Source organism: Rhodococcus sp. GQ147 (genome assembly GCF_059759155.1).
On sequence record NZ_JCAXDU010000015.1, the window covers coordinates 87227 to 110585 of the forward strand.

Below are 23359 nucleotides of genomic sequence, written 5' to 3' on the forward strand. Positions count from 1 at the left end.
CTTTCACCATCAGGAGACCTCCGATGACGACCCACGCCGAAGAGCGCGTCCCCGCCGTCACCACCGACGAACCGGAGGCGATCCCCGCTCCGCTTCCGGCGGGCTCGGTCGAACTGGCCGACTTCGTCGGTGAGTCGATGCTTCTGCTCGGAGCCGGTGCGACGGTCCTCCTGCAGCTGGCATCGCGCGGTGTCGGGTACGGCGTCGCCGATCACAGCTCCACCCTGCAGCGGCCGCTCGACCGGCTGCGCACCACGATGACCTACGTCTACGCGGTCACGCTCGGGACTCCCGAGGAGAAGAAGCAGATCGTCCGGATGGTCAACAAGGCGCACGTCCCGGTGCGTTCGGAGACCTACAACGCCTTCGATCCCGAACTCCAGTTGTGGGTCGCGGCAACGCTGTACCGCAACGGTGTCGACATGTACCGGCGGATGTTCGGGCCTCTCACCGATGCCGACATCGAACGCATCTACCGCCAGTCCGCGGTCTACGGCACGGCTCTGCAGGTCAAGGACGACATGTGGCCGAAGACGCGGGAGGAGTTCGACAGGTACTGGGACGAGATGATCGCGACCTTCGAGGTCGACCGGAAGGTGCGTTCCTTCACCCGCAATCTCCTCACCGGCGGCGACGCCCCGCTTCCCGTTCGCGCCCTCATGCCGCTGCAGCGCTTTATGACGATCGGCCTTCTCCCGCAACGCATGCGCGACGAATTCGCGCTGCCGTGGAGCCCGCGCGACCAGCGGCGCTTCGACCTGTTCTGGAAGGTGGTCCCGCCGATCTACCGCGCGGTGCCCAGGCCGATCCGCCAGCTGTCGGCCACCTACTACCTCAACGACATGCGCCGCCGGATGAAGGCGCACGGACACGTCATCTGAGTTCTCCAGCGAGAACGCCGAGTGGCCGGACGTACGTCCGGCCACTCGGCGTTTCCCGTCCGACGATCACACGGCGCTGTCGCGTTCGAGACCGAACCAGTAGTGCTCGCCGTCGTCGAACACCAGCGAACCCTTGCCGTTCATCACCCCGACGACGGTGTCGTCGTCGACCTTCTTGAAGTGGTCGAAGACCGGCATGCCGTCGTAGACCATCGTCGCCGTCACCTCACCGCGGAAGACGATCTCCCACAGGCTCGCCTCGCCGCGTCCGGTCTTCGTGTCGGAGAACAACTCGCCGTCCTCGCCGTAGCACACGAGCGGCTGGACCTCGGACACCGACGCGAACGTCTTTCCGTACCACCGCGACGTGCCGAGCAGCGTATGGGTGCGGTGCCCGGTGTCGAAACTGAAGCCCTTCCACCGGTATCCGACGAGATCGTCGATGCGTGCCGGAGCGAGATGCTCCCAGAGGGCATCGAGTTCGCGAGGATCGATCCGGTCGGTGCGGGCGCGCAGTTCCTCGAGTCGCTGGACGACGTTCATGTGTTCCCCTGGATGTCGAAGGTGAGTACGGCTTTGACGACCTCGCCGGAGGTGACAGCGGCGAGAGCGTCGTCGAGTTTCGTGAAATCGAAGGTCTGCACGAGTTCGTCGACGGGGAAACGCCCGTCGCGCCACAGCGCGGCCAGCTCGGGAAGGAACCGGTGGGGATCGACGTCGCCCTCGATGACTCCGGTCAGCGTGCGACCGGACAACAGATGGGTCTGGTCGATCGAGACGGGATTGCGGCCGGCACGCAGTCCGAGGGTGGCGCAGACACCGGGACTGGTCAGAGACGACAGTGCCTGCCGGATCACGGATTCGGTGCCCACGGCCTCCACCGCGTAGTCGGCACCACCGCCGGTGAGACGACGCAGATGGCGTCCGAGGTCGTCGTGATCGTCGGGGGAGAGGACCTCGGTGGCCCCGAGCGATCGCGCGACGCCGTGCCGTCGCGGATTCGGGTCGACGCCGATGATGCTCTCGCACCCGGCGATACGCGCTGCCATCACCGCGGCCGTGCCGACGGCGCCGAGACCGAAGACGACGATCGTCGACCCCTGTTCCGGTCGCAACACCTCGAGAACGGTTCCGGCGCCGGTCGCCAGGCCGCACCCGAGCGGACCCGCCAGTGCCACCGGAACATCCGCCGGCAGACGCACGGCGTTGCGTTCGGTGGCCACGACGAGCGAGGAGAACGACGACTGTCCGAACCAGTTGCCGTGCACCGGTGCTCCGTCGGCGTCGCGGAGCACGGCCGAGCCGTCGGTGCGCACACCGCTGTAGTTGAGCGGGGCGAATCGCGTGCAGTAGGCGTGCCGTCCCCGGGCGCAGTTGCGGCACGTGCGGCACGAGTCGAATCCGAGGACGACTCGGTCGCCGACCGCGAGAGCGGTGACCGCCGAGCCCACTTCGGTGACGACTCCGGCACCCTCGTGTCCCAGTACGACGGGCGTCGGGACGGGAACGCCGCCCGCGGCGGCGGTGAGGTCGGTGTGGCAGATCCCGACCCCGTGGATCTGTACGAGCACTTCGTCGTCGCGCAGTTCGGGCACGGTCACGGTCTCGAGCCGCAGCGGTGCACCGTACTCGCGGAGTACCGCTGCGGTCGCGGTGCGGGTCATCCCACCGCCTCGGACGAACCGGTGTCGCCGAGCAGCACCGAGAGCATCAGCTGCTGCACCCTGCGCTGCCGGGAGGGGGTGGGCAGGAAGTGCACGAGGTTGCCGGTGTCGAGCACGAGGTTGAGCGCGGCGTGCACGAGGAAGCGGCATTCGACGGCGGGCAGCTCGGGGCGGAGCTCCCCGACCAGACGGGCCCATTCCTCGATGTTGAGCCGCTGGATGTTCCGCAGGTCGCTGCGATGATGCGCGGGCAGGTTGCCGACCTCGGCGAAGTACACCGACATCAGTTCGCTGTTCTCGAACGACATCCGGACATACGCCTCGGTGAGGACGTCGAGGGCCTGCGCGGAGGTCGTCGAGTCGGCGAGCGCTTCGCCGATGATCATCGCGACGCGATCACCGGCCCGGTGGAAGGCGGCGGCGAGCAGATCGGCCTTGCTCGCGAAGTGACGGTAGACGCCGGACGCGTTGATACCTGCCGCAGCACCGATCTCCTCGATGCTCACCTCGTGATAGCCCCGGGCGTCGAAGAGCAGCACGGCCTCGTGCAGGAGGACCTCACGCTTGTTCGCCACGGACAGCCCACCCGGCTCGGGAGTCGGTGCGGGTTCGTCGATGTCGGGCACCAGGTCGGTTGCTGCGACCGCTGTGCACGCGTCGAGCAGCAGCTGCTGCAGGCGCCGGTTGGACAGCGGGACGCGGTGTGTGGTGATGGAGCCGATGACGCTGAGCATCGCGCTGCTGAGCAGCACGTAGTCGTCGTCGGTGAGATCGGGCCGCAGCCGCGCGACCGTGCGGGCGAGATGGCGGTTGAGTGCCCGCATCTTCGAGCGGATCTCACTGTGGTCCTCACCCGTGAGGTAGCGGCGTTCCCAGCGGTACAACCCGCCCGTCCGGCGGTTCTCGATCGTGGTGCGGATGAGCGCGAGGAGTTTGCGTTCGAGCTCCTCGGCGGCGTCGAGTCCGGTGCCCTTCGCTCCGCTCTGTTCGTCGAACTCCGCGAGGGCGGAGCCGAGGGCGTCGGCGAGGGTGACCACGGCATGGTGGAACAGGGCGTACTTGTTCGGGAAGTGCCGGTACAGGGCGGGGCCGGAGATGCCGACGGCAGTGGCGATCTCGTCGATGCTCACGCCGTGGTAGCCGCGTTCGCTGAACGCCTCGGCCGCGACCGTGGCGATCTGTGCCTTGCGGTTCTTCGGCCGGCGCCGCACGGTGGGGGTCGGGGTGCCGGTCTTCGCGGCTGTGCGTGCCCCGACCTGCGCTTGTTCGGGCACCCTGCCTCCTCGTCGTGGATCCTGTTTCCTGCCGCGATGTCGCGGTGAATGTTCGTCGGCCTCAAAGGTAACAGTCGCACCCCCTGCGAAGAAACACTACTTTCGGGTAAGAATCGCCAAAACTGCAGGACAGAACGTATTGACAAACCAGCACCCAGACCGCAAAGTTAACACCAATTCTTCAGCTGCGTCACCGCTGGGCGCATACGGAACCGTCACGACAGCGGCACTTTTCGAAGGACCGAGGAGGACTCGTGAGAACCCGATTCACCGAGATTTTCGGGGTGGAGCATCCCATCGTCCAGGGCGGCATGATGTGGGTCGGCCGCGCCGAACTCGTGGCCGCCGTGGCGGAGGCGGGGGCGCTCGGCTTCATCACCGCATTGACCCAGCCCACCCCGGAGGATCTCGTCCGCGAGATCGAACGGACGCGCGAACTCACCGACAAGCCGTTCGGCGTCAACCTCACGATCCTGCCGTCGATCAATCCGCCGCCGTACGCCGAGTACCGCCAGGCGATCATCGACTCGGGCGTGAAGATCGTCGAGACCGCCGGCTTCAACCCGGCCGACCACCTGCCGCACTTCAAGGACGCCGGCATCAAGGTGATCCACAAGTGCACGAGCGTGCGGCACGCGGTCAAGGCCGAGCGCATCGGCGTGGACGCTGTGAGCATCGACGGCTTCGAGTGCGCCGGGCACCCGGGTGAAGACGACGTCCCGGGCCTGATCCTCATCCCCGCCGCGACGAGCAAGCTCGGCATCCCCGTCATCGCCTCGGGTGGCATCGCCGATTCCCGTGGGCTCGTGGCGGCACTCGCGCTCGGCGCCGACGGCGTCAACATGGGCACCCGCTTCATGTGCACGGTCGAATCGCCCGTGGCCCACGAGGTCAAGGAGCAGATCGTCCGCAACACCGAACTCGACACGAAGCTCATCTTCCGCACGCTGCGCAACACCGCTCGTGTCGCCACCAACGCGGTGAGCGAAGAGGTCGTCGAGATCGAATCGCGCGGAGCCGAATTCGGCGACATCGCCCACCTGGTCGCCGGAGCGCGCGGCCGCAAGGTCTTCGAGGACGGAGACCTCGACGCCGGCATCTGGACGGCCGGACAGAGCCAGGGGCTCATCCACGACATCCCCACCGTCGGTGAACTGGTCGACCGCATGGTCACCGAAGCGGAGGCCATCATCACGGGCCGCCTGAACGACATCGCCGGTGCCGACCGGGCGGTGCGCGCATGACCTCGACCACCACCGAGGGCCTGCGGTCCGAACTCGCCGACGGCATCCTGCGACTGACCATCACGCGTCCGCGCCGGATGAACGCGATCGACCTGACCACGATGAAGACGCTGAGCGAGGCCGTGAAGGCGGCCGGCGACGACGAACGCGTCCGTACGATCGTCGTCACCGGTGAGGGATCGGCGTTCTGCACGGGTGCGGATCTGGCTGCGGGAGCAGCGGATCCACAGGACCCCGGTGTCGTCATGGACACCGCCAACGAACTGGTCCGGACGATCGCATCCGTCCCCGTGCCCGTCATCGCGGCGGTCAACGGTCCCGCCGCGGGCGTCGGCGTCTCGATCGCCCTCGCGGCCGATCTCACCTACGCGGCCGAGAGCGCGTACTTCCTGCTCGCCTTCGTCAACATCGGACTGATGCCCGACGGCGGCGCGAGCCTGCTGGTTCCGGCCGCGATCGGGCGGGCCCGGGCCGCCGAGATGGCACTGCTCGGTGAGCGGGTGTCCGCGCAGGACGCCGACCGGTTCGGGTTGGTGGCCCGCACCCTGCCCGACGCCGAACTCGCCGCACACGTCGACGCCGTCGCCTCGCGGACCGCATCCGGCCCGCGACGTGCCCTGGAACTGACGAAGCGGGCCCTCAACGCCTCGACGCTCGGCGAACTCGACGCGGCGCTCGCGCGGGAGAAGGACGGTCAGGTCGAACTCCTCGGCTCCGCCGACTTCGCGGAGGGTGCCATGGCGATGCTGGAGAAGCGTCCCGCCCGCTTCGCCTGACCGGACGATCCTTCCCGGGGCATGGTTCTCGGGGGGATCGACAAGGAACTTCCCGGACGGGAGCAGGGACCGACGTGCCGTCGGAACACCCGCTCCCGTCCGGTGAACCCAACGCTCGACCAGTATTTTCTGCCTCGTTCACCCGTTCTCGCTCGGCGTCGACGCCTGGAGCGAGTCGGTCCGTATTCGCGGAATCTCCGTTAACAAAAGCTCTGGCCCAATCCGTTCCGGGCCTGTAATGTGCCTCACACATCGACGGCTCGGCACAGGCCGTGCCCGCACTCCCGCCCCGTCACGAGAGGATCATCGATGGTTCCCCCCTCTGTCGTTTCCGAAGCGGTCGGCTCCGACGCCACCCGCTTCCGCAGCAACAACTGGAACAATCAGGTGGCGCGCCACGCCCTGATGATTCCCGATCGCACGGCCTTCCGATTCCGCGGCGAGACCATCACCTGGTCGCAGTTGAATACGCGTGTCGAGAAGCTCGCCGATGCACTCTCGCGTCGCGGCATCGGCTTCGGCGACCGCGTCATCATCCTCATGCTCAACCGTCCGGAGTACGTCGAGATCGTGCTCGCGGCCAACGCCCTCGGTGCCATCGCCGTGCCGGTGAACTTCCGCCTCACCGCACCCGAGGTCGCCTTCCTCGTGGGTGATTCCGGCGCGAAGGCGATCGTCGCGGAGGGGCCGCTCGTCCCGCTCGCCGCCGCCGCGCGTGGCCAGGCGGAGGGCATCGAACTGTCCATCACGGTCGGAGTCGAGCCGGAAGGCGACTCGCTCTCCTACGAGGCACTCGTCGCCGAAGAGGGCGAACCCCACCCGCCGGTGGAGATCCCGAACGACACGCCCGCGCTCATCATGTACACCTCGGGCACGACGGGCCGGCCCAAGGGCGCCGTGCTCACCCACTCCAATCTCGAAGCGCAGTCGCTCACCTGCATCCGGGCCTTCCGCCTGTTCGACGAATCGGGCATCGGTTTCTGCGCGTCGCCGATGTTCCACATCGCGGCCCTCGGCTCGATCGCGCCGAGCCTGATGCTCGGCACGCCCACCGTCATCCACCCGGTCGGCGCTTTCGACCCGGAGGAACTGCTCGACGTGCTCGAGGCCGAGAACGTCACCAGCCTGTTCCTCGTGCCGGTGCAGTGGCAGGCGATGTGTGCCGCGCAGCAGGCCAAGCCGCGGAAGCTGAAGCTGCGCAACATCTCCTGGGGTGCGGCACCGAGCTCCGACACGATCCTGCGGGCCATGGCGGAGACCTTCCCCGACGCCTTCAACGTGGCGGTCTTCGGCCAGACCGAGATGTCGCCCATCACCTGTGTGCTCGACGGCGACGACGCCATCCGCAAGCTCGGCTCCGTGGGCCGGGTCATCCCCACCATCCAGGCGCGTGTGGTCGACGACGAGATGAACGACGTCGCCCCTGGCGAGGTCGGCGAGATCGTCTACCGCGGTCCCACCATGATGCGCGAGTACTGGAACAACCCCACCGCCACCAGCGAAGCGTTCTACGGCGGATGGTTCCACTCCGGCGACCTCGTGCGCGTGGACGAAGAGGGCTTCGTCTACGTCGTCGACCGCAAGAAGGACATGATCATCTCGGGCGGCGAGAACATCTACTGCGCCGAGGTCGAGAACGTCCTGTTCGGGCATCCCAAGGTGCTCGAGGCCGCGGTCATCGGTCGCCCCGACGCGAAGTGGGGCGAGGTGCCCGTCGCCGTCGTCGCGCTGAAGCCCGGCAACGACGACCTCACCCTCGACGAGCTCCAGCCGTACCTGAACGAGCACCTCGCGCGGTACAAGCACCCCAAGGAGGTCGTGATCGTCGACGCCCTGCCGCGCAACGCGAGCGGCAAGGTCGTCAAGGGTGAGCTCCGCGGCGGTCTCCCCGCCGTTACCCAGGGCTGATCCCCGGCGCACTCCTCGTACGAACGAACGGGGACCGGACCACTACGGTCCGTGTCCCCGTTCGTCGTCGTTCGGCGGCGGATCGGTGAGGCCGCGTCGGGAGAACCGTTGAACTACTGGAAGAAGTTGTTGGAAGGACTGGGCGGATGACACCGACCGATGCCCCCACCGGGAACGACACCGAATCCGCAGCGGAGTCGCGCGATGCTGTTGCGATCACCCGATCCGGCGCGGGCCGGTGGGTCACCGCCGCGGTCGTCGTGGTGCTGCTCGCGGCCGCCGGTTTCTTCGGATTCCGTTGGTGGCAGGCCGAACAGGACGCCGCGCTGTGCGACGACGCGATCGCGCAGGCCCGCGAGTACGCAGTGGCCCTCGGCACCTACGACTACCGCTCGTTCGACGACAACCTCACCGCCGTGACGTCCAACGCCACCGAGGAATTCGCCTCCCGGTACGAGGAGGTCGCCGGAGACCTGCGAGAACTCGTCGCGAACGGGGAGGGCACGTCGGCGGCGCGTGCCGAGCATGCCGGTCTCGAGAGCTTCGACGGCGATGTCGCGACGGTGCTGGTCTTCCTCGATCAGGACGTGAAGAACGTCGTCGTACCGGAGGGACGCACCGACGCGACCCGCTTCGTCATCACGTTGAAGCGGGTCGACGACCGGTGGTTGCTCGACGGGGCCGACGCGCGGTAGCGCGGGCCCGGCTCCGTCGTAGCGGAACATCGAGCGTGCCGGGAGCGGTCAGGCCTCGGTGAGCGTCTTCGATGCCGTGTCATCCGGACTCGCATCGGCCTCGCGCGGGACGGTGAAGGTCGCAGCGACAGAGGCGATCGCGACGACGAAGCACGCCACGGTATACCACAGGCTGCCGATCGGGTCGCCTGCCTCGGTGACCCCGTCGACGGCGGAGAACCAGTCGGGCAGAGCGCTGATCCACAGCACGGCCATCACGGCGAGATAGGCGATGGCGTACCAGCGGACGAGGTCGTTCGAATAGAGCCGATCGGTGGGTGTGTTCCGCAGCCGGGACCACTGGCGCGAGAGCACGTAGATCGCCACGATCGACAGGATCACGAGTTCGGCCGCGTAGATCGTCGCCCGCACCGTCGTGCTGCCCATGCCGATCACGGTCGCCGGCGCCGGGAGGATCACCACACCGACGGACGCGAGAAGCCCGACGGTGATCGTGCGCCAGGTCAGTTCGAGTCCGCCGAAGGTGCGACCGGCGTCGATGTGCCGGCCGACGAAGAACTGCGCGCAGAATGCCAGCGACATCGGCCACAGAGCAGCGAAGACCACGACGCTCGGAAGCGGAACGGAGTCGAAGAAGGGCTGGTTGATCGGATTGTCGAGCGACCACTCCCACCACCGCAACTGTGGTCCGAGGTGATCGAAGATCTCGTAGAAGGCGTGGTGGACGAAGCCCACGCACACGGCGCCGACGACGGTGCCGTACTGCCGGAACACCCCGAGCATCCGGACGATTTCGAACGCGATCGTCGCCATCATCGGGTAGATGGCGATGATGTACAGCGGCAGGCGTCCCCACATGAACTCGACGGTGAACACGTTGTGCGCGAACATCGTGTCGAGGTAGTCCTCCACGCCGAAGGCGTCGGGGAAGTACAGCAGCGGTTCGATGATGAACAGGAACGCGAGCGTACCGAGCCAGACGACGAGGTTCGTGGCGTCACCGGTGCGCCGCAGCCGGACGATCGCGTACACGAGCATCAGCACCGCCCCGAGCACGATGGTCGCTTCGAGGACGGGCAGCGTCCAGTTCTCCAGCGCGAACGGACTGCGCAGTTCGAAGATCCCACCGGCTTCGTCGCACGAGAATCCGAGACGGGTCGAGAGGTCCTCGAAGGTGGGCGAACACAGGTCGGACATCAGTTGTTCCTCCCGCCCACGGTTTCCGCCGTGTACCAGTGCGAGACGTCGTAGCCTTCGTCGAATCGACGGAACCACACGTCGGCGAGCGCCGGCAGCTTCTCGTGGTCGGGATTGTGCTTGGGCATCTGGCTGCGGACGATGCCCACCAGCGCGACGAGCTGTTCGCCGAGCGGCAGGACGTCGAAGGCGCGCGGCATCGGGCCGTGGTCCTGGTACTGCAGGAACGGCAACCGGCGCCGCAGGTTCTGCTTACGGCGGTACGACGCGAACATCGACATCGCGTCGATCTTCCGTTCCTCCAGCGGCACATGCTTGTTGAATCCCTCGCATGCGATGGCGATGACGTCGAGCACGTGCTTGAACACCGAGGGGGCCTGACGCATGCGGTACAGATCGCTGCCGACCACCGCGTCGAAGATGATGAGCGCCGAACTGCGGTGTTCGACCTCCTCGACGAAATGCCAGATGAACAACGACGCGACCCGGTCGTCGCCGGGGCGGAAGAGAGCCGAGTCGTTGTCGAGCATGAGCTTGAAGACGGGGGTGAAGGTCGCCTCGAGGTCGGCGGTGTACGCGAGGCGGTACTCGGCGGAGGTCTCGGCGGTGAGCTTGTCGAAGGCGCCGATGACGTCGTCGAGCGTCTCCTGCAGTCCCGGATAGCTCTTGATCAGACCCTTCACGTGTTGCCGGTGGGCGGTGGAGTGCTGCCCCTCCTGGTACATGAAGGCGTTGGCCTCTTCGAGGACCTCGGGATCGGTGATGCGCGGGGTGATCTCACGGATCATGTTCACGATCATCTTCTCGAAACCGATCGCGAGGAACGAGACGGCGTTGGCCATGCTCGAGAAGGCCGGATTCTCCTCGTTCCACAGGAACGGCACGTCGTAATCCGCGAATGCGAAGCGCATCTTGCGGACCTGCAGGTTCGTCATGGGGCGGTACCTCGTCTCGTCGACACCGGGCTGGTTGTGGACCTGGTTGGGACACGGTTGGGGAGGACCTCGGAAGAGCCGGGAGGCCCCGATCGGAGTGACCATACACGAAATGCGTCATGTGTATGATAGGTGTCCCATCCGCTCACGGGAGTCCGTTTCGGACCACATCCACCGAGGTCGGCCGTGTTACCGTCGGGCCCTCTCCAGGCGACGGTTCGAGGAAGCGCGAAGTGGCACGTAGACGTGGGTGGGGCGGGAGTCCTCCCGCCGACGACGAAGAAGCGTCGCAGCGGATCGTTGCCGCTGCCGTCGACCTGATCGACCGGACCGGCGCGGAGATCAGCATCGCCGACGTGGCCCAGTCCCTCGGCGTGATCCGCCAGACGGTCTACCGCTACTTCCCGAGCGCCGACGCCCTCATGCGCGCGGCCGCCATCGCATCGGTCGAAGGGTTCCTGGAACGACTGACCCGGCAGGTCGCGGGCCTCGACGATCCGGTCGAGGCCATGACCGAAGGCGTGGTCTACACGCTCGCGGAGGTGCGTCGCACCCCGCACCTCGGCATCCTGCTGTCGAGCACCTACTCGAACCCGCATCCCGAGGAGATCGCGTCGGAAGAGGCGTGGATGTTCGGCATGGCGATGATCAAGCGGTTCGACGTCGACTGGGAGAAACACGGCTACGACGACGACTCCCTCGCGGAATTGGTCGAATACGTGCTGCGCACGATGCAGTCGTTCTTCGTCTCACCGGGAACGCCGCCACGCTCCGACGACGATCTGCGCCGCTACCTGCGGCGATGGATGGGGACGGCGATCCTCGCCCAGCGCGGGTGGGATCCCGACAACCCCGCGGAGGGCGACCGTTCTCCCGTAGAGTCCGGTTCGTGACGAGCGACGAGCAGCAGATCAGGCGTGCCGATCGCACACGCGACGGCGACCCGCAGAACATTCCCCGCCCGCTGGAGGGTGAAGCCGACCGCATGGTGGTGGAGACGACCTGGGGTGAGGTGCAGCCACTGCAGGTGGCGGCGGGCGTGGCGACCGTCGGTGAACTCGAGGTGATCGAACTGCTCGACCGGGGCGCTGCGCTCGTCGACACGCGGGTGCCCGATTCCCGGAGCGGAGTGAGCCTCCCCGGCGCCGTGAACATCCCGCACGACGACATCGTCGAGAGGAAGGGCGAGCTCGACACCGCCCGGACGACGATCGTCTTCTGCAACGGTCCCCAGTGCCCTCAGTCGCCCGATGCGATCCGGAAGCTGATCGATGCCGGATATCCCGCGTCCGCGCTCGCCTACTACCGCGGAGGGCTGCACGACTGGGCGACTCTGGGCTTCCCCCTCGCCTCGGTCTGACCGGGTCGCGGAAAAGGCTTGCGTTCGCACTGTGACGTATCTAACATCGAAGGTGCGAATCGAGCTTATAAGACGTCCGCGGACGACAGAGAGAAGCTCGTGAAGCAGAGATCCGGCCCGGAGAACGCGTAAAGCGAATCACCGGGCCGAACCCCTGTTCAGGGGAGGATTCGCGGTCGAATCCCGGGTCGGTACCGATCACCGCGACTACAGAAGGGGACGGGGTGGGGGAGCGCATCACGACCGTCGAGAGGGACGGACTCCGGTTCGACATCCGCGACGACGGGCCGATCGACGGCGAACCCATCGTTCTTCTGCACGGATTCCCGCAGGACTCCCGATCCTGGGAGGCGGTCGCACCTCACCTGCACGCCGCGGGGTATCGCACCTTCGCCCCGGATCAGCGCGGCTACTCGCCCGGTGCCCGACCACCCCGCCGCCGTGACTACAGCCTCGACCTGCTCGTCGACGACGTCGCGGCGCTCATCGAATCGGTGCCCGGTGGTCGCGCGCACGTCGTCGGCCACGACTGGGGGTCCGCCGTCGCGTGGGCGCTCGCGGAGCAGCGTCCCGATCTCGTCCGCACCATGACGGCGGTGTCCGTTCCGCATCCGGCGGCGTTCATGCGCTCGTTCGTCACCAGCGGTCAGCTGCTGCGCTCGTGGTACATGCTCGTCTTCCAGCTGCCCTGGATCCCGGAGACCCTGCTGAGCAGGGAGAAGGTCGCGCGGCAGTTGCTGCACGGCACCGGCCAGCCGTCCGCCGCCACCGACCGCGATGTCGCGCGGTTGAAGGACCGCGCCGCGGTGCGGGCCGGCATCAACTGGTATCGGGCGGTGCCCCTGTCGAATCCGAAGTCGTCCTTCGGGAAGATCACCGTGCCCGCACTCATGGTGTGGAGCGACAAGGACACTGCGATCGGATCCGCCGGGGTCGACGCGACCGCCCGCTACGTCAGTGGGCCGTACCGACGGGAAACGCTCGTCGGTACGAGCCACTGGATTCCCGACGAGGAGCCGGAGAAGCTCGCGCGGCTGGTCCTCGAACACATCGCCGCGCACGGTTGATCACTCAGGCGCGCAACCGTTCCTGCCGCAGCAGATCGACCTCGGGCAGATCCAGCGGCGGCAGCGAGTCGACTCCCAGAGCGCGCATCAGGAGATGATCGGCGAGCTCGGGATTGCGGGCGAGCACGGGACCGTGCAGATAGGTGCCGATCACCGAACCCTGTACGGCACCTTCGAGTCCGTCGCCCACACCGTTGCCGACACCGCGGTCGACGCGGCCGAGCCCGGTGGCGTCGGCTCCGAGAGTCGTTCCGCCGCGGTGGTTCTCGAAGCCGGTCAGTGGCTGGGTGACGCCGGACAGCGTGGGGCGGATGACGATCTCGCCGATCGCGCGGGTCTGCTGCGGCGAGGTGGTCGCGTCGAGGATGCCGACACCGTCGACGCGTTCGCCCGAGGACGTCTCGTACCAGTGGCCGAGCACCTGGATCGCGGCGCAGATGGCCAGCACGGGCGCTCCGCGTTCGGCGGCGCGCTGGAGTCCCGGATAACGCTGCAGGTGCCGCGTGGCCAGTCGCTGCGCGGCGTCCTCGGCACCACCGAGGGTGTAGAGGTCGAGGGACTCGGGGACGGGATCGTTCAGTCCGATCTCGACGATCTCGGCGTCGTGACCGCGCATCCGCAGGCGCTGGCGCAGCACCAGGGCATTGCCGCCGTCGCCGTAGGTGCCCATCACGTCGGGCAGGACGAGTCCGATGCGGACGGTCGACTCAGACATGGGCAGCTCTCCTGGCGATGGCAGTGTTGAGATCGCGGAACGCGGTGTAGTTGGCGAGCACCTCCACACGACCGGGAGGGCACGAGGCGATGGCCTTCAGCGGATCCGGCACCAGTGTGTGCTCGACACCCGCGTAGGTCAGGCGGACGGCGAGATCGGTGCCGCGTTCGCCCGCTGCCACCACCTGCACGCCTTCGAAGTGTTCGAAGCGCACGTCCCACAGCCACGACAGGTCCTCGCCGTCGGGCACCTGACCGTTGACGGCGATCACCAGGCCGTCGACGGTCGGGTCGATCATCGACAGGGCCTCCTGCCAGCCGGCGGGGTTCTTCGCGAGCAACATGTGCACCGAGTGCGGCCCGACCTGCACGGTCTTGTAGCGACCGGCGACCTCTTCGACGACCGAGGCGGCCGCGACGGCCTTCGCCGGATCGGCGCCGAGGGCGACGGCGGCCGCGACCGCCTGGGCGGCGTTGCCCCGGTTGGCGCGACCGGGCAGGGTCAGCTTCAGCGGGAGGACGAGGCCGTCCGGCCCGTACAGGTTCTCGTCGTCGACCCACCAGTCCGGTGTCGGCCGCGCGAAGTCGGAGCCCGTGCTGTACCAGTGGTCGCCCTCGCGGACGATGGGCTCGCCCGTGCGCGGGCAGCTCACCGAGTCGTTGGCCCAGCCGGCGCCGGCGGCGACCCACACGACGTTCGGGTTGTCGTAGGCGGCGGACGTGACGAGCACGTCGTCGCAGTTCGCGACGATCACCGCGTCGGGATGCCGCTTCAGGCCCTCGCGCAGCTTCCGCTCGATCATGTTGATCTCGCCGACCCGGTCGAGCTGGTCGCGGGTGAGGTTGAGCAGCACGATCGCGCGGGGCGCGAGGGCGTCGGCGACATGCGGGGTATGGAGTTCGTCGACCTCGATCGCGGCGAGCGGCGCCCGGAGGTCGGTGGCGAGCGCGGCGACGATCCCGGCGTCCATGTTCGCGCCGTCGGCCTGGGTGACGACCGCATCGATCGTCTCGAGCGCGGCTGCGGTCATGCGGGTCGTCGTGGACTTGCCGTTCGTCCCGGTGACGAGCACGGTCTGCCGGCCGTGGCCGAGCTGCTTCATCAGTGCCGGGTCGATCTTCAGGGCGACGAGCCCTCCGATCATCGAGCCCTTACCGCGTCCGGCCTTCTGGGACGCCCACGCGGCGGCTCGGGCTGCGCGCAGTGCGAGCCGTCCACGTGCGGTGATTCCTGTGCTGGTTCCCACGTCGGCGAGTGTTCCACAGGCGTGGGAGCGTTGTGTCGCCGGAGGAGCGTCCTGCTCGTCACACTGCGGTGTCCGCCCTGGGCGGCGAGGGCTCCGACGATGACGATCACACCGCCGATCAGGGAGGACGGTGCCGGGCGCTCGCCGAGCGTGATCCACGCGACGGTGAACCCGACGACCGGCACCATGAGGGAGAGCGGAGCGACGGTCCCGGCGGGATAGCGCGACAGCAGCGAGGCGTAGATGCCGGTGCCGGCGATCGTGCCCGCCAGGACGACGTAGGTGAGTCCGGCCAGCGCCAGGCCTCCGTCCACGGTGGTGACGGCGCTGCCGAGGGTGGACCAGGCCTGCGGGCCCTCGACGAACCAGGAGATCCCGAAGAAGGGGAGCACGGGCACGACGCACATCCACAGCATCAGGCGCATGGGGTCGGAGGCGCCCGCCTTGCGGGTCGCGATGTTGCCGACCGCCCACGACAGACCGGCCAGCAACGCGAGGGTCATGGGGAGCAGGCTCGCGTCCGCGGCGCCTTGCCCCACGGCGACGATCACCATGCCGGACACGGCGACGACGAGACCGGCGAGGCGGATTCCGTCGAGCCGTTCGCGCAGGAACAGTGCGGCGAGCAGGACGGTGAAGGGCGCGGACGACTGCAGTACAAGGGACGCGAGGCCCGTGGGTAGACCGGCCTCCATCGCCCAGAACAGGAAGGCGAACTGGGCGAAGCCGAACCCGGCGCCGTAGAGCAGGAGCCAACGCAGGGGAACGGCGGGTCGCGGGACGAACAGCAGGACCGGGACGGCGATGATCGCGAAGCGCAGGCCGGCGAAGAAGAACGGCGGGAAGTGGTCGAGACCCAGTCTGATCGCGAGGAAGTTGCATCCCCAGAGCACCACGACGGTGAGTGCGAGCAGACGGTCCCGGAACGACATGCCGTCAATTCTTTGCTCAGGAAACAATCAGGACAAGCGAATGTTTCTGAAGAAAATGTGTAGCTTTACTACATGGATGTCGTGCGATTGCTGATACTGCGCGAACTCGCCGACCGCGGAACCGTGGCCGCGACCGCCGCAGCGTTGTCGATGACACCGTCGGCCGTCTCACAGCAGCTCAAGGTGCTCGCCCGGGAGGCGGGAGTGCCCCTGCTCGAACCCGACGGCCGGCGTCTGCGGTTCACCGATGCGGGTCGTGCGCTCGTGGTGCGCGCCGACGAGGTGCTCGACGCCCTCGATCGGGCCGCCGACGAGATGACCGCCTATGCGCGGTCGCCCCGCGGACGGGTGCGCGTGGCGTCGTTCCCCTCCGGAGCGGCGCTCCTGCTGCCGGCCGTGCTCGAGGCGGCCGGGGCGATCGGCGTCGAGTTGGACGTGAGCGACGAGGACGTCCCGGCCTCGGCCGCACCCGCCCTGCTCGCCGACTACGACGTGGTGCTCACCCACCGCGACGAGCGTTCGGCGCCGCTGTCCGGCCCACGTGTCCACGTCGAGACGCTCATGCGCGAACCGATCGATGTCGTCCTCCCTCCCGGGCACCGGCTCGCGGCGCAGGACCGCGTGCAGGTCGACGAACTGGTGGGGGAGGGCTGGATCAGCGTGCGGGGTGGCTTCCCCGTCGACGACGTGTTGCTCTCCGTCGCGGCGGTGACGGGCATCCGAGCGCGGGTTGTGCACCGCATCAACGACTTCCGTGTCATCGAGGAACTTGTCGCGGCGGGGCACGGGGTGGCCCTGTTGCCGCGGTATTCGGTTCTGCATCCGGCATTGGTGCGTCTGCCGCTGGCCGGTGTGCGTGCGGCGCGGATCTACGAGCTCGTCACCCGCCCGGGGGCGGCGCGCCGGCCCGCCGTGGGTGCAGTGCTCGACAGCTTCCGGGCCGCGGCGGCACGGAAGCTGTCGATGTGAACGAACGGGTCATCGCGCGGGATCAGGCGAGTGCCTTGGCCTTCAGTGCGTCGAACTCGGTCTGGTCGATGACACCCTCGTCGAGCAGCTTCTTCGCGTCGGCGATGTGCTCGGCGGGCGACTTGCCGGCGACCGAGCGGATGTAGTCGTCCTGCACGGCCTTGTACTGCGCGGCCTCCTTCGCGGACCGCTCGGCCATTCCGGTGCCGTGGACGATCAGATAGATCAGGCCCGTCAGCCACGGGAAGACGAACAGGAAGACGATCCAGATCGCTTTGACCCAGCCGGACTGTTCGCGGTTGCGGAACAGATCCCCGATGATCATCCACAGCATGATCAGGTACGCGATGAATGCGAAGCAGACGACGATGTACCAGATGATGTCCATGAATTCCATACGCACACTCCGGGTTCGAGCAGAACGACTCTGCGGGACGAGAATTGCGGAATTCGACGGATATCACCCGTGAACGGGTTCGTTCTCGTCGAACATTCGGAACTGTATCTTTCCGGAGAGTGCGGTAATTGCCCGAAACGGTATTTGCGAGATGAATTGTCGGGGTGAAAATTCCCGAAAACGACGAATGCGGTGGACCCTGATGGGCCCACCGCATCCGGTTCGGAGACGGATCAGCGGTGCGAGCGGTTCACCGCGGAGACCATCGCGCGCAGCGACGCCGTGGTGATCGACGGGGCGATGCCCACGCCCCACACCAGGACGGTCGTGCCGTCGGGACGCGTGACGTCGGCCTCGACGTAGGCCGCGGCGTTGGCGTCGTCGCCGGCGGACATGGCGTGCTCGGCGTAACCGCGGACGGCCACCTGGTAACCCAGCGACTCGAGGGCGTCGACGAAGGCCGCCAGCGGGCCGTTGCCGCTGCCGGAGATCTCCTTCTCCACGCCGTCGACCTTCAGCACGGCGGAGATGGTGTCCTCACCGTCGTCGGTCTCGGCCGCGGTGACCTTCTGCCGGATACGCTCGAGCGGCGAGACCGGGGCCAGGTACTCCTCGTGGAAGATGTCCCACATCTCCTTGGGGCTGACCTCGCCACCCTCACCGTCGGTGACCTTCTGCACGGCCTGCGAGAACTCGATCTGCAGGCGACGCGGCAGGTTCAGGCCGTGGTCGTGCTTCATGATGTACGCGATGCCGCCCTTGCCGGATTGCGAGTTCACGCGGATCACGGCCTCGTAGGTGCGGCCGACGTCCTTCGGGTCGATCGGCAGGTAGGGCACGGCCCAGGTGTGGTCGTCGACGTCGACACCGGCGGCCTCCGCGTCGACCTTCATCGCGTCGATGCCCTTGTTGATCGCGTCCTGGTGGCTGCCGGAGAAGGCGGTGTAGACCAGGTCGCCACCGTAAGGATGGCGCTCGTGGACGGGCAGCTGGTTGCAGTACTCGACCGTGCGGCGGATCTCGTCGATGTTCGAGAAGTCGATCTGCGGGTCGACACCACGGCTGAACATGTTCATGCCCAGGGTCACCAGGCAGACGTTGCCGGTGCGCTCACCGTTGCCGAACAGGCAGCCCTCGATGCGGTCGGCACCGGCCTGGTAGCCCAGCTCGGCAGCGGCGACGCCCGTGCCGCGGTCGTTGTGCGGGTGCAGCGACAGGATGATCGAGTCGCGCTTCGCCAGATTGCGGTGCATCCACTCGATCGAGTCGGCGTAGACGTTGGGGGTGGCCATCTCGACCGTGGCCGGCAGGTTGATGATCACCGGGTTCTCGGGGGTCGCGCCCAGGGTCTCGACGACCGCGTCGCAGACATCCTTGGCGTACGACAGCTCGGTTCCGGTGTACGACTCGGGGGAGTACTCCCAGCGCCAGTTGGTGTCGGGGTGGTTCTTCGCCTCTTCGAGCACCAGCTCGGCGGCGTCGGTCGCGATCTTCTTGACGGTCTCCTTGTCGGCGCGGAACACCACGCGACGCTGCAGGATCGACGTCGAGTTGTAGAAGTGCACGATCACGTTCTGCGCCCCGGCGCACGCCTCGAAGGTGCGCTTGATCAGCTCGGGGCGGGACTGCGTCAGCACCTGGATGGTGACATCGTCGGGAATCGCGCCGTCCTCGATGATCTCGCGGACGAAATCGAAATCGGTCTGGCTCGCGGACGGGAAACCGACCTCGATCTCCTTGTAACCCATGCGTACGAGCAGATCGAACATGCGCCGCTTACGGGCGGGGCTCATCGGGTCGATCAGCGCCTGGTTGCCGTCGCGCAGGTCCACGGCGCACCACGCCGGGGCGCGATCGATGATCTTGTCGGGCCAGGTGCGGTCGGGCAGCGAGATCGACTCGACTTCCTCGGCGAACGGCCGGTACCGATAGGTCGGCATCGACGAGTTCTTCTGCTTGTTCCACGACGGCTGGTCGGCCGGGGCCGGCTTGCTCGGCGGGGTGATGGTGCGCGAGCCGGAGGTGAAAGCGTCGGCGGGTGACATGACGTAACTCCAAAGAGAAAAGGGGACCTGTGGGCCCAGATCGAATATCGACCGGCGCGTCGAAACCCCGCGACGGGAAGCCGGTCTGGTCAGATCCCGCCGCGGCGGCCGAGGAGAAGCACGCGCTGCATGCCCTGCAGTGTATCGCGCCATACCCCACCTCGACCAAGTGGCACCTCCCACACGCATGCGTTCCGTGTGACCGGGCAGCGGTGATGTCGTGACCCGATCGATACGAACGCGCCTGACAGAGCGGTACTTGCGCCCCTAGCGTTACCGAACGTAACTCCCGCAACATCAGTAACACCGGTATCTCCGGTAACACGATGGGTGAAGGGCGTATCGATGGGATCGTTGCGCACGGCGATTGCCGGATCGTGCAGTGCACTGCTCGCACTCGGACTCATGGCGGTCTCCGCCCCCGCCGCGCACGGCGAACCCTGCGACTCGGGACTCCCCGGCTCGGGTTCGGGCTCCGGATCCTTCGGCACGGGATCATCAGGACCGCGGCTCGGAAGCAGCGGATCGGGGAGTGGAGGACTCGCACCCGAAGGCCCGCAGGGACCGCTACCGGCACTCGGCCCGGGCCCCACCAGCACCGTCGCCTGGGTGACCGGCCCGCGCAGCCCCAACAGGACCTACGACAGGTTCTCCATCTCGGGAACCGACCTCGGCATCATGTGGGACAACGGTGCGCAGGGCGAGGACCGTCAGGTCCTCATGGCCTTCGGCGACACCTTCGGCGACTGCTCGCTGCCCGACCAGCAGTGGCGCCACAACGTCCTCATGCGCACCACCGACGCCGATCTCTCCGACGGCATCGACGTGCCCGATCCGGTGCCCGGCGACCCACGTGCGGGTTCCCCCGTCCTGCCCTCCGCGCCCGACATCTCCCGCGAACTCGTGGGCAGCCTCGCACTCGACGGCGTCGAGATCACCGTGATCCCCACGGCCGGCATCGCCGTCGACGGCGTTCAATACGTCAACTTCATGTCGGTGCGGTCGTGGGGCGACCACGGCGAGTGGTGGACCAACGCGTCGATGATCGCGACCTCGACCGACAACGGGGAGACCTGGCAGCTCGACCCGGCGACGGCGCGGATCAACCTGCCGCTCGACGTGCCCACGGTGCAGCAGTTGTCCACCGGGAACGAGAACTTCCAGCAGCACGCCTACATCCGCCACGAGGGATACGTCTACGACTTCGGCACACCGCAGGGCCGGTTCGGCGCGGCCTTCGTCTCGCGCGTTCCCGAGACCGCTCTGCTGGATCTGGCCGCCTACGAGTACTGGAGCGGCGACGGCTGGGTGCCCGGCGACGCCGCCGCGGCCACCCCGGTCGTGCCACCCGCCGTCGGGGAGATGTCGGTGCAGTTCCTGGGCGGCGAGTTCGTCATGCTCTACGGCAACGAGGCGAACGGCACGATCGAGATGAGGACGTCCGTGAGACCCGAGGGGCCGTGGAGCGAGGCCCGCGTGCTGGTCACCCACCGTCAGATCGGTGGTCTCTACGCTCCGTTCATCCACCCGTGGTCCACGGATACGGACCTCTACTTCACCGCCTCACGGTGGGGCGACTACAACGTCATGCTGTTGCGCACGACACTTTCCTGAGACGCCCCGGGTCGATGGAAGCCGCGGTCGGTAAGCTGGGCCACTGGACTTGTTCCCGAAACCCGGAGGTTGGCCAGCGTGGCACTCGTCGTCCAGAAGTACGGAGGATCCTCGGTCTCGACGGCCGAGCGGATCCGGCGCGTCGCTGAAAGGATCGTCGAGACCAAGAAGGCGGGCAACGACGTCGTGGTCGTCGTCTCGGCCATGGGAGACACGACCGACGAACTCCTCGATCTCGCACAGCAGGTGTGTCCGGCCCCGCCGGCCCGCGAGATGGACATGCTCCTCACCTCCGGTGAGCGCATCTCCAACTCCCTCGTCGCGATGGCGATCCACTCGCTCGGCGCCGAGGCCCGGTCGTTCACCGGTTCCCAGGCCGGCGTGATCACCACGGGCAGCCACGGCAAGGCGAAGATCATCGACGTCACCCCCGGCCGCGTGCGCACCGCCCTCGACGAGGGCAGCATCGTGCTGGTCGCCGGCTTCCAGGGTGTGAGCCAGGACAGCAAGGACATCACGACTCTCGGTCGTGGCGGTTCGGACACGACCGCCGTCGCACTCGCCGCCGCGCTGAACGCGGACGTCTGCGAGATCTACACCGACGTCGACGGCGTGTTCTCCGCGGACCCGCGCATCGTCAAGGACGCGCAGCGCCTCGAGAAGGTCTCCTTCGAGGAGATGCTCGAGCTCGCCGCGTGCGGCGCGAAGGTTCTCATGCTGCGGTGCGTGGAGTACGCCCGCCGCTACAACGTGCCCGTGCACGTTCGTTCGTCGTACACCACCAAGCCCGGCACCATCGTGTCCGGATCGATGGAGGACATCCCTGTGGAAGAGGCCCTGATCACCGGCGTTGCGCACGATCGCAGCGAAGCGAAGATCACCGTCGTCGGTATCCCCGACACCCCCGGTTACGCCGCCAAGGTGTTCCGCGCCGTCGCCGACGCCGAGATCAACATCGACATGGTGCTGCAGAACATCTCGAAGGTCGAGACCGGCAAGACCGACATCACCTTCACCTGCCCGAAGAGCGACGGCCCGCGCGCGGTCGAACTCCTCACCAAGCAGCAGGGCGACATCGGCTTCACTCAGGTCCTCTTCGACGACCACATCGGCAAGGTCTCCCTCGTCGGTGCCGGCATGAAGAGCCACCCCGGCGTCACGGCCAAGTTCTGCGAGGCCCTCGCCGACGCCGGCATCAACATCGACCTGATCTCGACGTCGGAGATCCGCATCTCCGTGCTCGTGGATGACAACGAACTCGACGACGCCGTGCGCGCTCTGCACGCGGCATTCGAGCTCGGCGGCGACGAAGAGGCCGTCGTGCACGCAGGAACGGGGCGGTAATCGTGACCACCATTGCAGTCGTAGGCGCCACGGGGCAGGTCGGCATCGTCATGCGCACCCTCCTCGAGGAACGCAACTTCCCGGCCGACACGGTTCGGTTCTTCGCGTCGGCCCGCTCGGCCGGTAAGAAGCTGCCGTTCCGCGGTGAGGAGATCGTGGTCGAGGACGTCGCGGCGACCTCCGACGAGGATCTGAAGGGCATCGACATCGCGCTGTTCTCGGCCGGTGGCACTCTCTCCAAGGAGCAGGCTCCGCGCTTCGCGGCCGCCGGGGCGATCGTCGTCGACAACTCGTCGGCGTGGCGCAAGGATCCCGAGGTCCCGCTCGTCGTGAGCGAGGTCAATCCGGAGCAGGTGAAGAACCCGCCGAAGGGCATCATCGCCAACCCGAACTGCACCACGATGGCCGCGATGCCGGTGCTCAAGGCGCTGCACGACGAGGCAGGGCTCCAGCGCCTGATCGTGTCGAGCTACCAGGCGGTCTCCGGTAGCGGCCTGGCGGGCGTCGAGGAACTCGTCGGCCAGGTGCGTGCCGTCGCCGACGAGGCCGACAAGCTCGTCCACGCGGGCGACGCCGTCGACTTCCCGGCCCCGAACAAGTACGTCGCGCCCATCGCGTTCAACGTCGTGCCGCTCGCCGGCTCGATCGTCGACGACGGAACGGGTGAGACCGACGAGGACCAGAAGCTGCGCAACGAGTCGCGCAAGATCCTCGGCCTGCCGGACCTGCTCGTGTCGGGCACGTGCGTGCGCGTTCCCGTCGTGACCGGCCACTCGCTGTCGATCAACGCCGAGTTCGAGCGGCCGCTGTCGGTCGAGCGTGCACAGGAGCTGCTCGCGAACGCTCCGGGCGTCCGCCTCGTCGACGTGCCGACCCCGCTCGCCGCAGCAGGCGACGACGTCTCGCTCGTGGGCCGCATCCGCCAGGATCCGGGTGCTCCGGAGGGCCGCGGTCTCGCGCTCTTCGTCTCGGGCGACAACCTGCGCAAGGGCGCTGCTCTCAACACCATCCAGATCGCGGAGCTGCTCGTCTAAGGCTCTTCGGACCTGCTCGACGGAGCGGGTGGACCTCTTCGGGTCCACCCGCTCCGTCGCGT

At 67.5% G+C, this 23359-nt stretch carries 22 protein-coding genes; 12 read left to right on the forward strand and 10 right to left on the reverse strand.

Annotation, left to right across the window (positions count from 1 at the left end; genetic code table 11):
* Nucleotides 1-23 precede the first annotated feature (23 nt).
* Nucleotides 24-881: an oxygenase MpaB family protein gene (locus AC6CID_RS17535; RefSeq protein ID WP_159416904.1), complete on the forward strand. Its 858-nt coding sequence runs from the start codon at nt 24-26 to the stop codon at nt 879-881.
* A 66-nt stretch (nt 882-947) separates the two neighbouring features.
* Here AC6CID_RS17535 and AC6CID_RS17540 read toward each other — a convergent pair whose 3' ends face one another.
* The 3 genes from AC6CID_RS17540 to AC6CID_RS17550 are packed head-to-tail and all read right to left on the reverse strand — an operon-like array spanning nt 948 to nt 3819.
* Nucleotides 948-1424 carry a DUF4334 domain-containing protein gene (locus AC6CID_RS17540; protein WP_120281186.1) on the reverse strand — a complete coding sequence of 159 codons (477 nt, stop codon included), beginning with the start codon at nt 1422-1424 and terminating at the stop codon, nt 948-950.
* Complete coding sequence (locus AC6CID_RS17545; RefSeq protein WP_230792116.1) at nt 1421-2545, reverse strand: NAD(P)-dependent alcohol dehydrogenase; 1125 nt, start codon at nt 2543-2545, stop codon at nt 1421-1423. Before AC6CID_RS17545 ends, AC6CID_RS17540 begins: the two co-directional genes overlap by 4 nt.
* Nucleotides 2542-3819 (reverse strand): TetR/AcrR family transcriptional regulator, encoded by a 1278-nt coding sequence (locus tag AC6CID_RS17550; RefSeq protein WP_498354253.1) that lies wholly within the window; start codon nt 3817-3819, stop codon nt 2542-2544. Before AC6CID_RS17550 ends, AC6CID_RS17545 begins: the two co-directional genes overlap by 4 nt.
* Nucleotides 3820-4073: 254 nt before the next feature.
* On the opposite strand from AC6CID_RS17550, the gene AC6CID_RS17555 reads away from it, so the two are divergent.
* The 4 genes from AC6CID_RS17555 to AC6CID_RS17570 all read left to right on the forward strand — a co-directional run bounded on the left by AC6CID_RS17555 (nt 4074) and on the right by AC6CID_RS17570 (nt 8442).
* Nucleotides 4074-5063 carry an NAD(P)H-dependent flavin oxidoreductase gene (locus AC6CID_RS17555; protein WP_120281189.1) on the forward strand — a complete coding sequence of 330 codons (990 nt, stop codon included), beginning with the start codon at nt 4074-4076 and terminating at the stop codon, nt 5061-5063.
* Nucleotides 5060-5839, forward strand: coding sequence for an enoyl-CoA hydratase (locus tag AC6CID_RS17560; RefSeq protein ID WP_159416901.1), 780 nt, complete (start codon nt 5060-5062; stop codon nt 5837-5839). Before AC6CID_RS17555 ends, AC6CID_RS17560 begins: the two co-directional genes overlap by 4 nt.
* A 309-nt stretch (nt 5840-6148) precedes the next feature.
* Nucleotides 6149-7747, forward strand: a complete 1599-nt coding sequence (fadD5, locus tag AC6CID_RS17565) for a fatty-acid--CoA ligase FadD5 (RefSeq protein ID WP_159416900.1) — start codon at nt 6149-6151, stop codon at nt 7745-7747.
* 146 nt (nt 7748-7893) lie between these two features.
* Nucleotides 7894-8442 carry an Rv1363c family protein gene (locus tag AC6CID_RS17570; RefSeq protein WP_159416899.1) on the forward strand — a complete coding sequence of 183 codons (549 nt, stop codon included), beginning with the start codon at nt 7894-7896 and terminating at the stop codon, nt 8440-8442.
* Nucleotides 8443-8490: 48 nt separating this feature from the next.
* Here the strand turns inward: AC6CID_RS17570 and AC6CID_RS17575 are convergent, their stop codons facing one another.
* Nucleotides 8491-9639, reverse strand: coding sequence for a DUF7802 domain-containing protein (locus AC6CID_RS17575; RefSeq protein WP_498354254.1), 1149 nt, complete (start codon nt 9637-9639; stop codon nt 8491-8493).
* Complete coding sequence (locus AC6CID_RS17580) at nt 9639-10574, reverse strand: metal-dependent hydrolase (protein ID WP_271038771.1); 936 nt, start codon at nt 10572-10574, stop codon at nt 9639-9641. The genes AC6CID_RS17575 and AC6CID_RS17580 overlap by 1 nt, the downstream gene beginning before the upstream one ends.
* A gap of 233 nt (nt 10575-10807) precedes the next feature.
* Between AC6CID_RS17580 and AC6CID_RS17585 the strand changes: the two genes are divergently transcribed.
* The 3 genes from AC6CID_RS17585 to AC6CID_RS17595 all read left to right on the forward strand — a co-directional run bounded on the left by AC6CID_RS17585 (nt 10808) and on the right by AC6CID_RS17595 (nt 13001).
* Nucleotides 10808-11467 carry a TetR/AcrR family transcriptional regulator gene (locus AC6CID_RS17585; protein WP_060653889.1) on the forward strand — a complete coding sequence of 220 codons (660 nt, stop codon included), beginning with the start codon at nt 10808-10810 and terminating at the stop codon, nt 11465-11467.
* Nucleotides 11464-11934: a rhodanese-like domain-containing protein gene (locus AC6CID_RS17590; RefSeq protein WP_120281195.1), complete on the forward strand. Its 471-nt coding sequence runs from the start codon at nt 11464-11466 to the stop codon at nt 11932-11934. The genes AC6CID_RS17585 and AC6CID_RS17590 overlap by 4 nt, the downstream gene beginning before the upstream one ends.
* Before the next feature lie 224 nt (nt 11935-12158).
* Nucleotides 12159-13001 (forward strand): alpha/beta fold hydrolase, encoded by an 843-nt coding sequence (locus AC6CID_RS17595; RefSeq protein WP_159416896.1) that lies wholly within the window; start codon nt 12159-12161, stop codon nt 12999-13001.
* A 4-nt stretch (nt 13002-13005) separates the two neighbouring features.
* Here AC6CID_RS17595 and AC6CID_RS17600 read toward each other — a convergent pair whose 3' ends face one another.
* Genes AC6CID_RS17600 through AC6CID_RS17610 form a run of 3 tightly spaced genes read right to left on the reverse strand, consistent with a single transcriptional unit; the run spans nt 13006 to nt 15894 of the window.
* Nucleotides 13006-13716, reverse strand: coding sequence for a type 1 glutamine amidotransferase (locus AC6CID_RS17600; RefSeq protein ID WP_230792118.1), 711 nt, complete (start codon nt 13714-13716; stop codon nt 13006-13008).
* Nucleotides 13709-14962 (reverse strand): Mur ligase family protein, encoded by a 1254-nt coding sequence (locus AC6CID_RS17605; protein WP_230792119.1) that lies wholly within the window; start codon nt 14960-14962, stop codon nt 13709-13711. The genes AC6CID_RS17600 and AC6CID_RS17605 overlap by 8 nt, the downstream gene beginning before the upstream one ends.
* On the reverse strand, nt 14857-15894 hold the full coding sequence (locus AC6CID_RS17610; protein ID WP_159416893.1) for an EamA family transporter: 1038 nt from the start codon (nt 15892-15894) through the stop codon (nt 14857-14859). The genes AC6CID_RS17605 and AC6CID_RS17610 overlap by 106 nt, the downstream gene beginning before the upstream one ends.
* Nucleotides 15895-15966: 72 nt before the next feature.
* Here AC6CID_RS17610 and AC6CID_RS17615 point away from each other — a divergent pair, with 72 nt between their 5' ends.
* Entirely contained in the window at nt 15967-16863 is an 897-nt protein-coding gene (locus AC6CID_RS17615; protein ID WP_498354255.1) for a LysR family transcriptional regulator, read from the forward strand.
* A gap of 22 nt (nt 16864-16885) precedes the next feature.
* Here AC6CID_RS17615 and AC6CID_RS17620 read toward each other — a convergent pair whose 3' ends face one another.
* Together AC6CID_RS17620 and leuA are read right to left on the reverse strand one after the other, a co-directional pair.
* A complete protein-coding gene (locus tag AC6CID_RS17620; protein ID WP_159416891.1) occupies nt 16886-17260 on the reverse strand; it encodes an SHOCT domain-containing protein in 375 nt (124 codons plus the stop codon).
* 233 nt (nt 17261-17493) lie between these two features.
* On the reverse strand, nt 17494-19305 hold the full coding sequence (leuA, locus tag AC6CID_RS17625) for a 2-isopropylmalate synthase (protein ID WP_120281202.1): 1812 nt from the start codon (nt 19303-19305) through the stop codon (nt 17494-17496).
* Between the two features lie 345 nt (nt 19306-19650).
* On the opposite strand from leuA, the gene AC6CID_RS17630 reads away from it, so the two are divergent.
* From AC6CID_RS17630 to AC6CID_RS17640, 3 genes are all read left to right on the forward strand, one after another.
* Nucleotides 19651-20919: a glycoside hydrolase family 183 protein gene (locus AC6CID_RS17630; RefSeq protein ID WP_159416890.1), complete on the forward strand. Its 1269-nt coding sequence runs from the start codon at nt 19651-19653 to the stop codon at nt 20917-20919.
* A gap of 78 nt (nt 20920-20997) precedes the next feature.
* Nucleotides 20998-22263 carry an aspartate kinase gene (locus AC6CID_RS17635; protein WP_120281204.1) on the forward strand — a complete coding sequence of 422 codons (1266 nt, stop codon included), beginning with the start codon at nt 20998-21000 and terminating at the stop codon, nt 22261-22263.
* 2 nt (nt 22264-22265) lie between these two features.
* A complete protein-coding gene (locus tag AC6CID_RS17640; protein ID WP_159416889.1) occupies nt 22266-23297 on the forward strand; it encodes an aspartate-semialdehyde dehydrogenase in 1032 nt (343 codons plus the stop codon).
* Nucleotides 23298-23359: the final 62 nt, after the last annotated feature.

Excerpts from the sequence above, each read along its gene's own strand:
- AC6CID_RS17535 (WP_159416904.1), top strand. The coding sequence starts at position 24 with ATGACGACCCACGCCGAAGAGCGCGTCCCCGCCGTCACCACCGACGAA.
- AC6CID_RS17540 (WP_120281186.1), bottom strand. The coding sequence starts at position 1,424 with ATGAACGTCGTCCAGCGACTCGAGGAACTGCGCGCCCGCACCGACCGG.
- AC6CID_RS17545 (WP_230792116.1), bottom strand. The coding sequence starts at position 2,545 with ATGACCCGCACCGCGACCGCAGCGGTACTCCGCGAGTACGGTGCACCG.
- AC6CID_RS17560 (WP_159416901.1), top strand. The coding sequence starts at position 5,060 with ATGACCTCGACCACCACCGAGGGCCTGCGGTCCGAACTCGCCGACGGC.
- fadD5 (WP_159416900.1), top strand. The coding sequence starts at position 6,149 with ATGGTTCCCCCCTCTGTCGTTTCCGAAGCGGTCGGCTCCGACGCCACC.
- AC6CID_RS17570 (WP_159416899.1), top strand. The coding sequence starts at position 7,894 with ATGACACCGACCGATGCCCCCACCGGGAACGACACCGAATCCGCAGCG.
- AC6CID_RS17575 (WP_498354254.1), bottom strand. The coding sequence starts at position 9,639 with ATGTCCGACCTGTGTTCGCCCACCTTCGAGGACCTCTCGACCCGTCTC.
- AC6CID_RS17580 (WP_271038771.1), bottom strand. The coding sequence starts at position 10,574 with ATGACGAACCTGCAGGTCCGCAAGATGCGCTTCGCATTCGCGGATTAC.
- AC6CID_RS17600 (WP_230792118.1), bottom strand. The coding sequence starts at position 13,716 with ATGTCTGAGTCGACCGTCCGCATCGGACTCGTCCTGCCCGACGTGATG.
- AC6CID_RS17610 (WP_159416893.1), bottom strand. The coding sequence starts at position 15,894 with ATGTCGTTCCGGGACCGTCTGCTCGCACTCACCGTCGTGGTGCTCTGG.
- AC6CID_RS17615 (WP_498354255.1), top strand. The coding sequence starts at position 15,967 with ATGGATGTCGTGCGATTGCTGATACTGCGCGAACTCGCCGACCGCGGA.
- AC6CID_RS17620 (WP_159416891.1), bottom strand. The coding sequence starts at position 17,260 with ATGGAATTCATGGACATCATCTGGTACATCGTCGTCTGCTTCGCATTC.
- leuA (WP_120281202.1), bottom strand. The coding sequence starts at position 19,305 with ATGTCACCCGCCGACGCTTTCACCTCCGGCTCGCGCACCATCACCCCG.
- AC6CID_RS17630 (WP_159416890.1), top strand. The coding sequence starts at position 19,651 with ATGGGATCGTTGCGCACGGCGATTGCCGGATCGTGCAGTGCACTGCTC.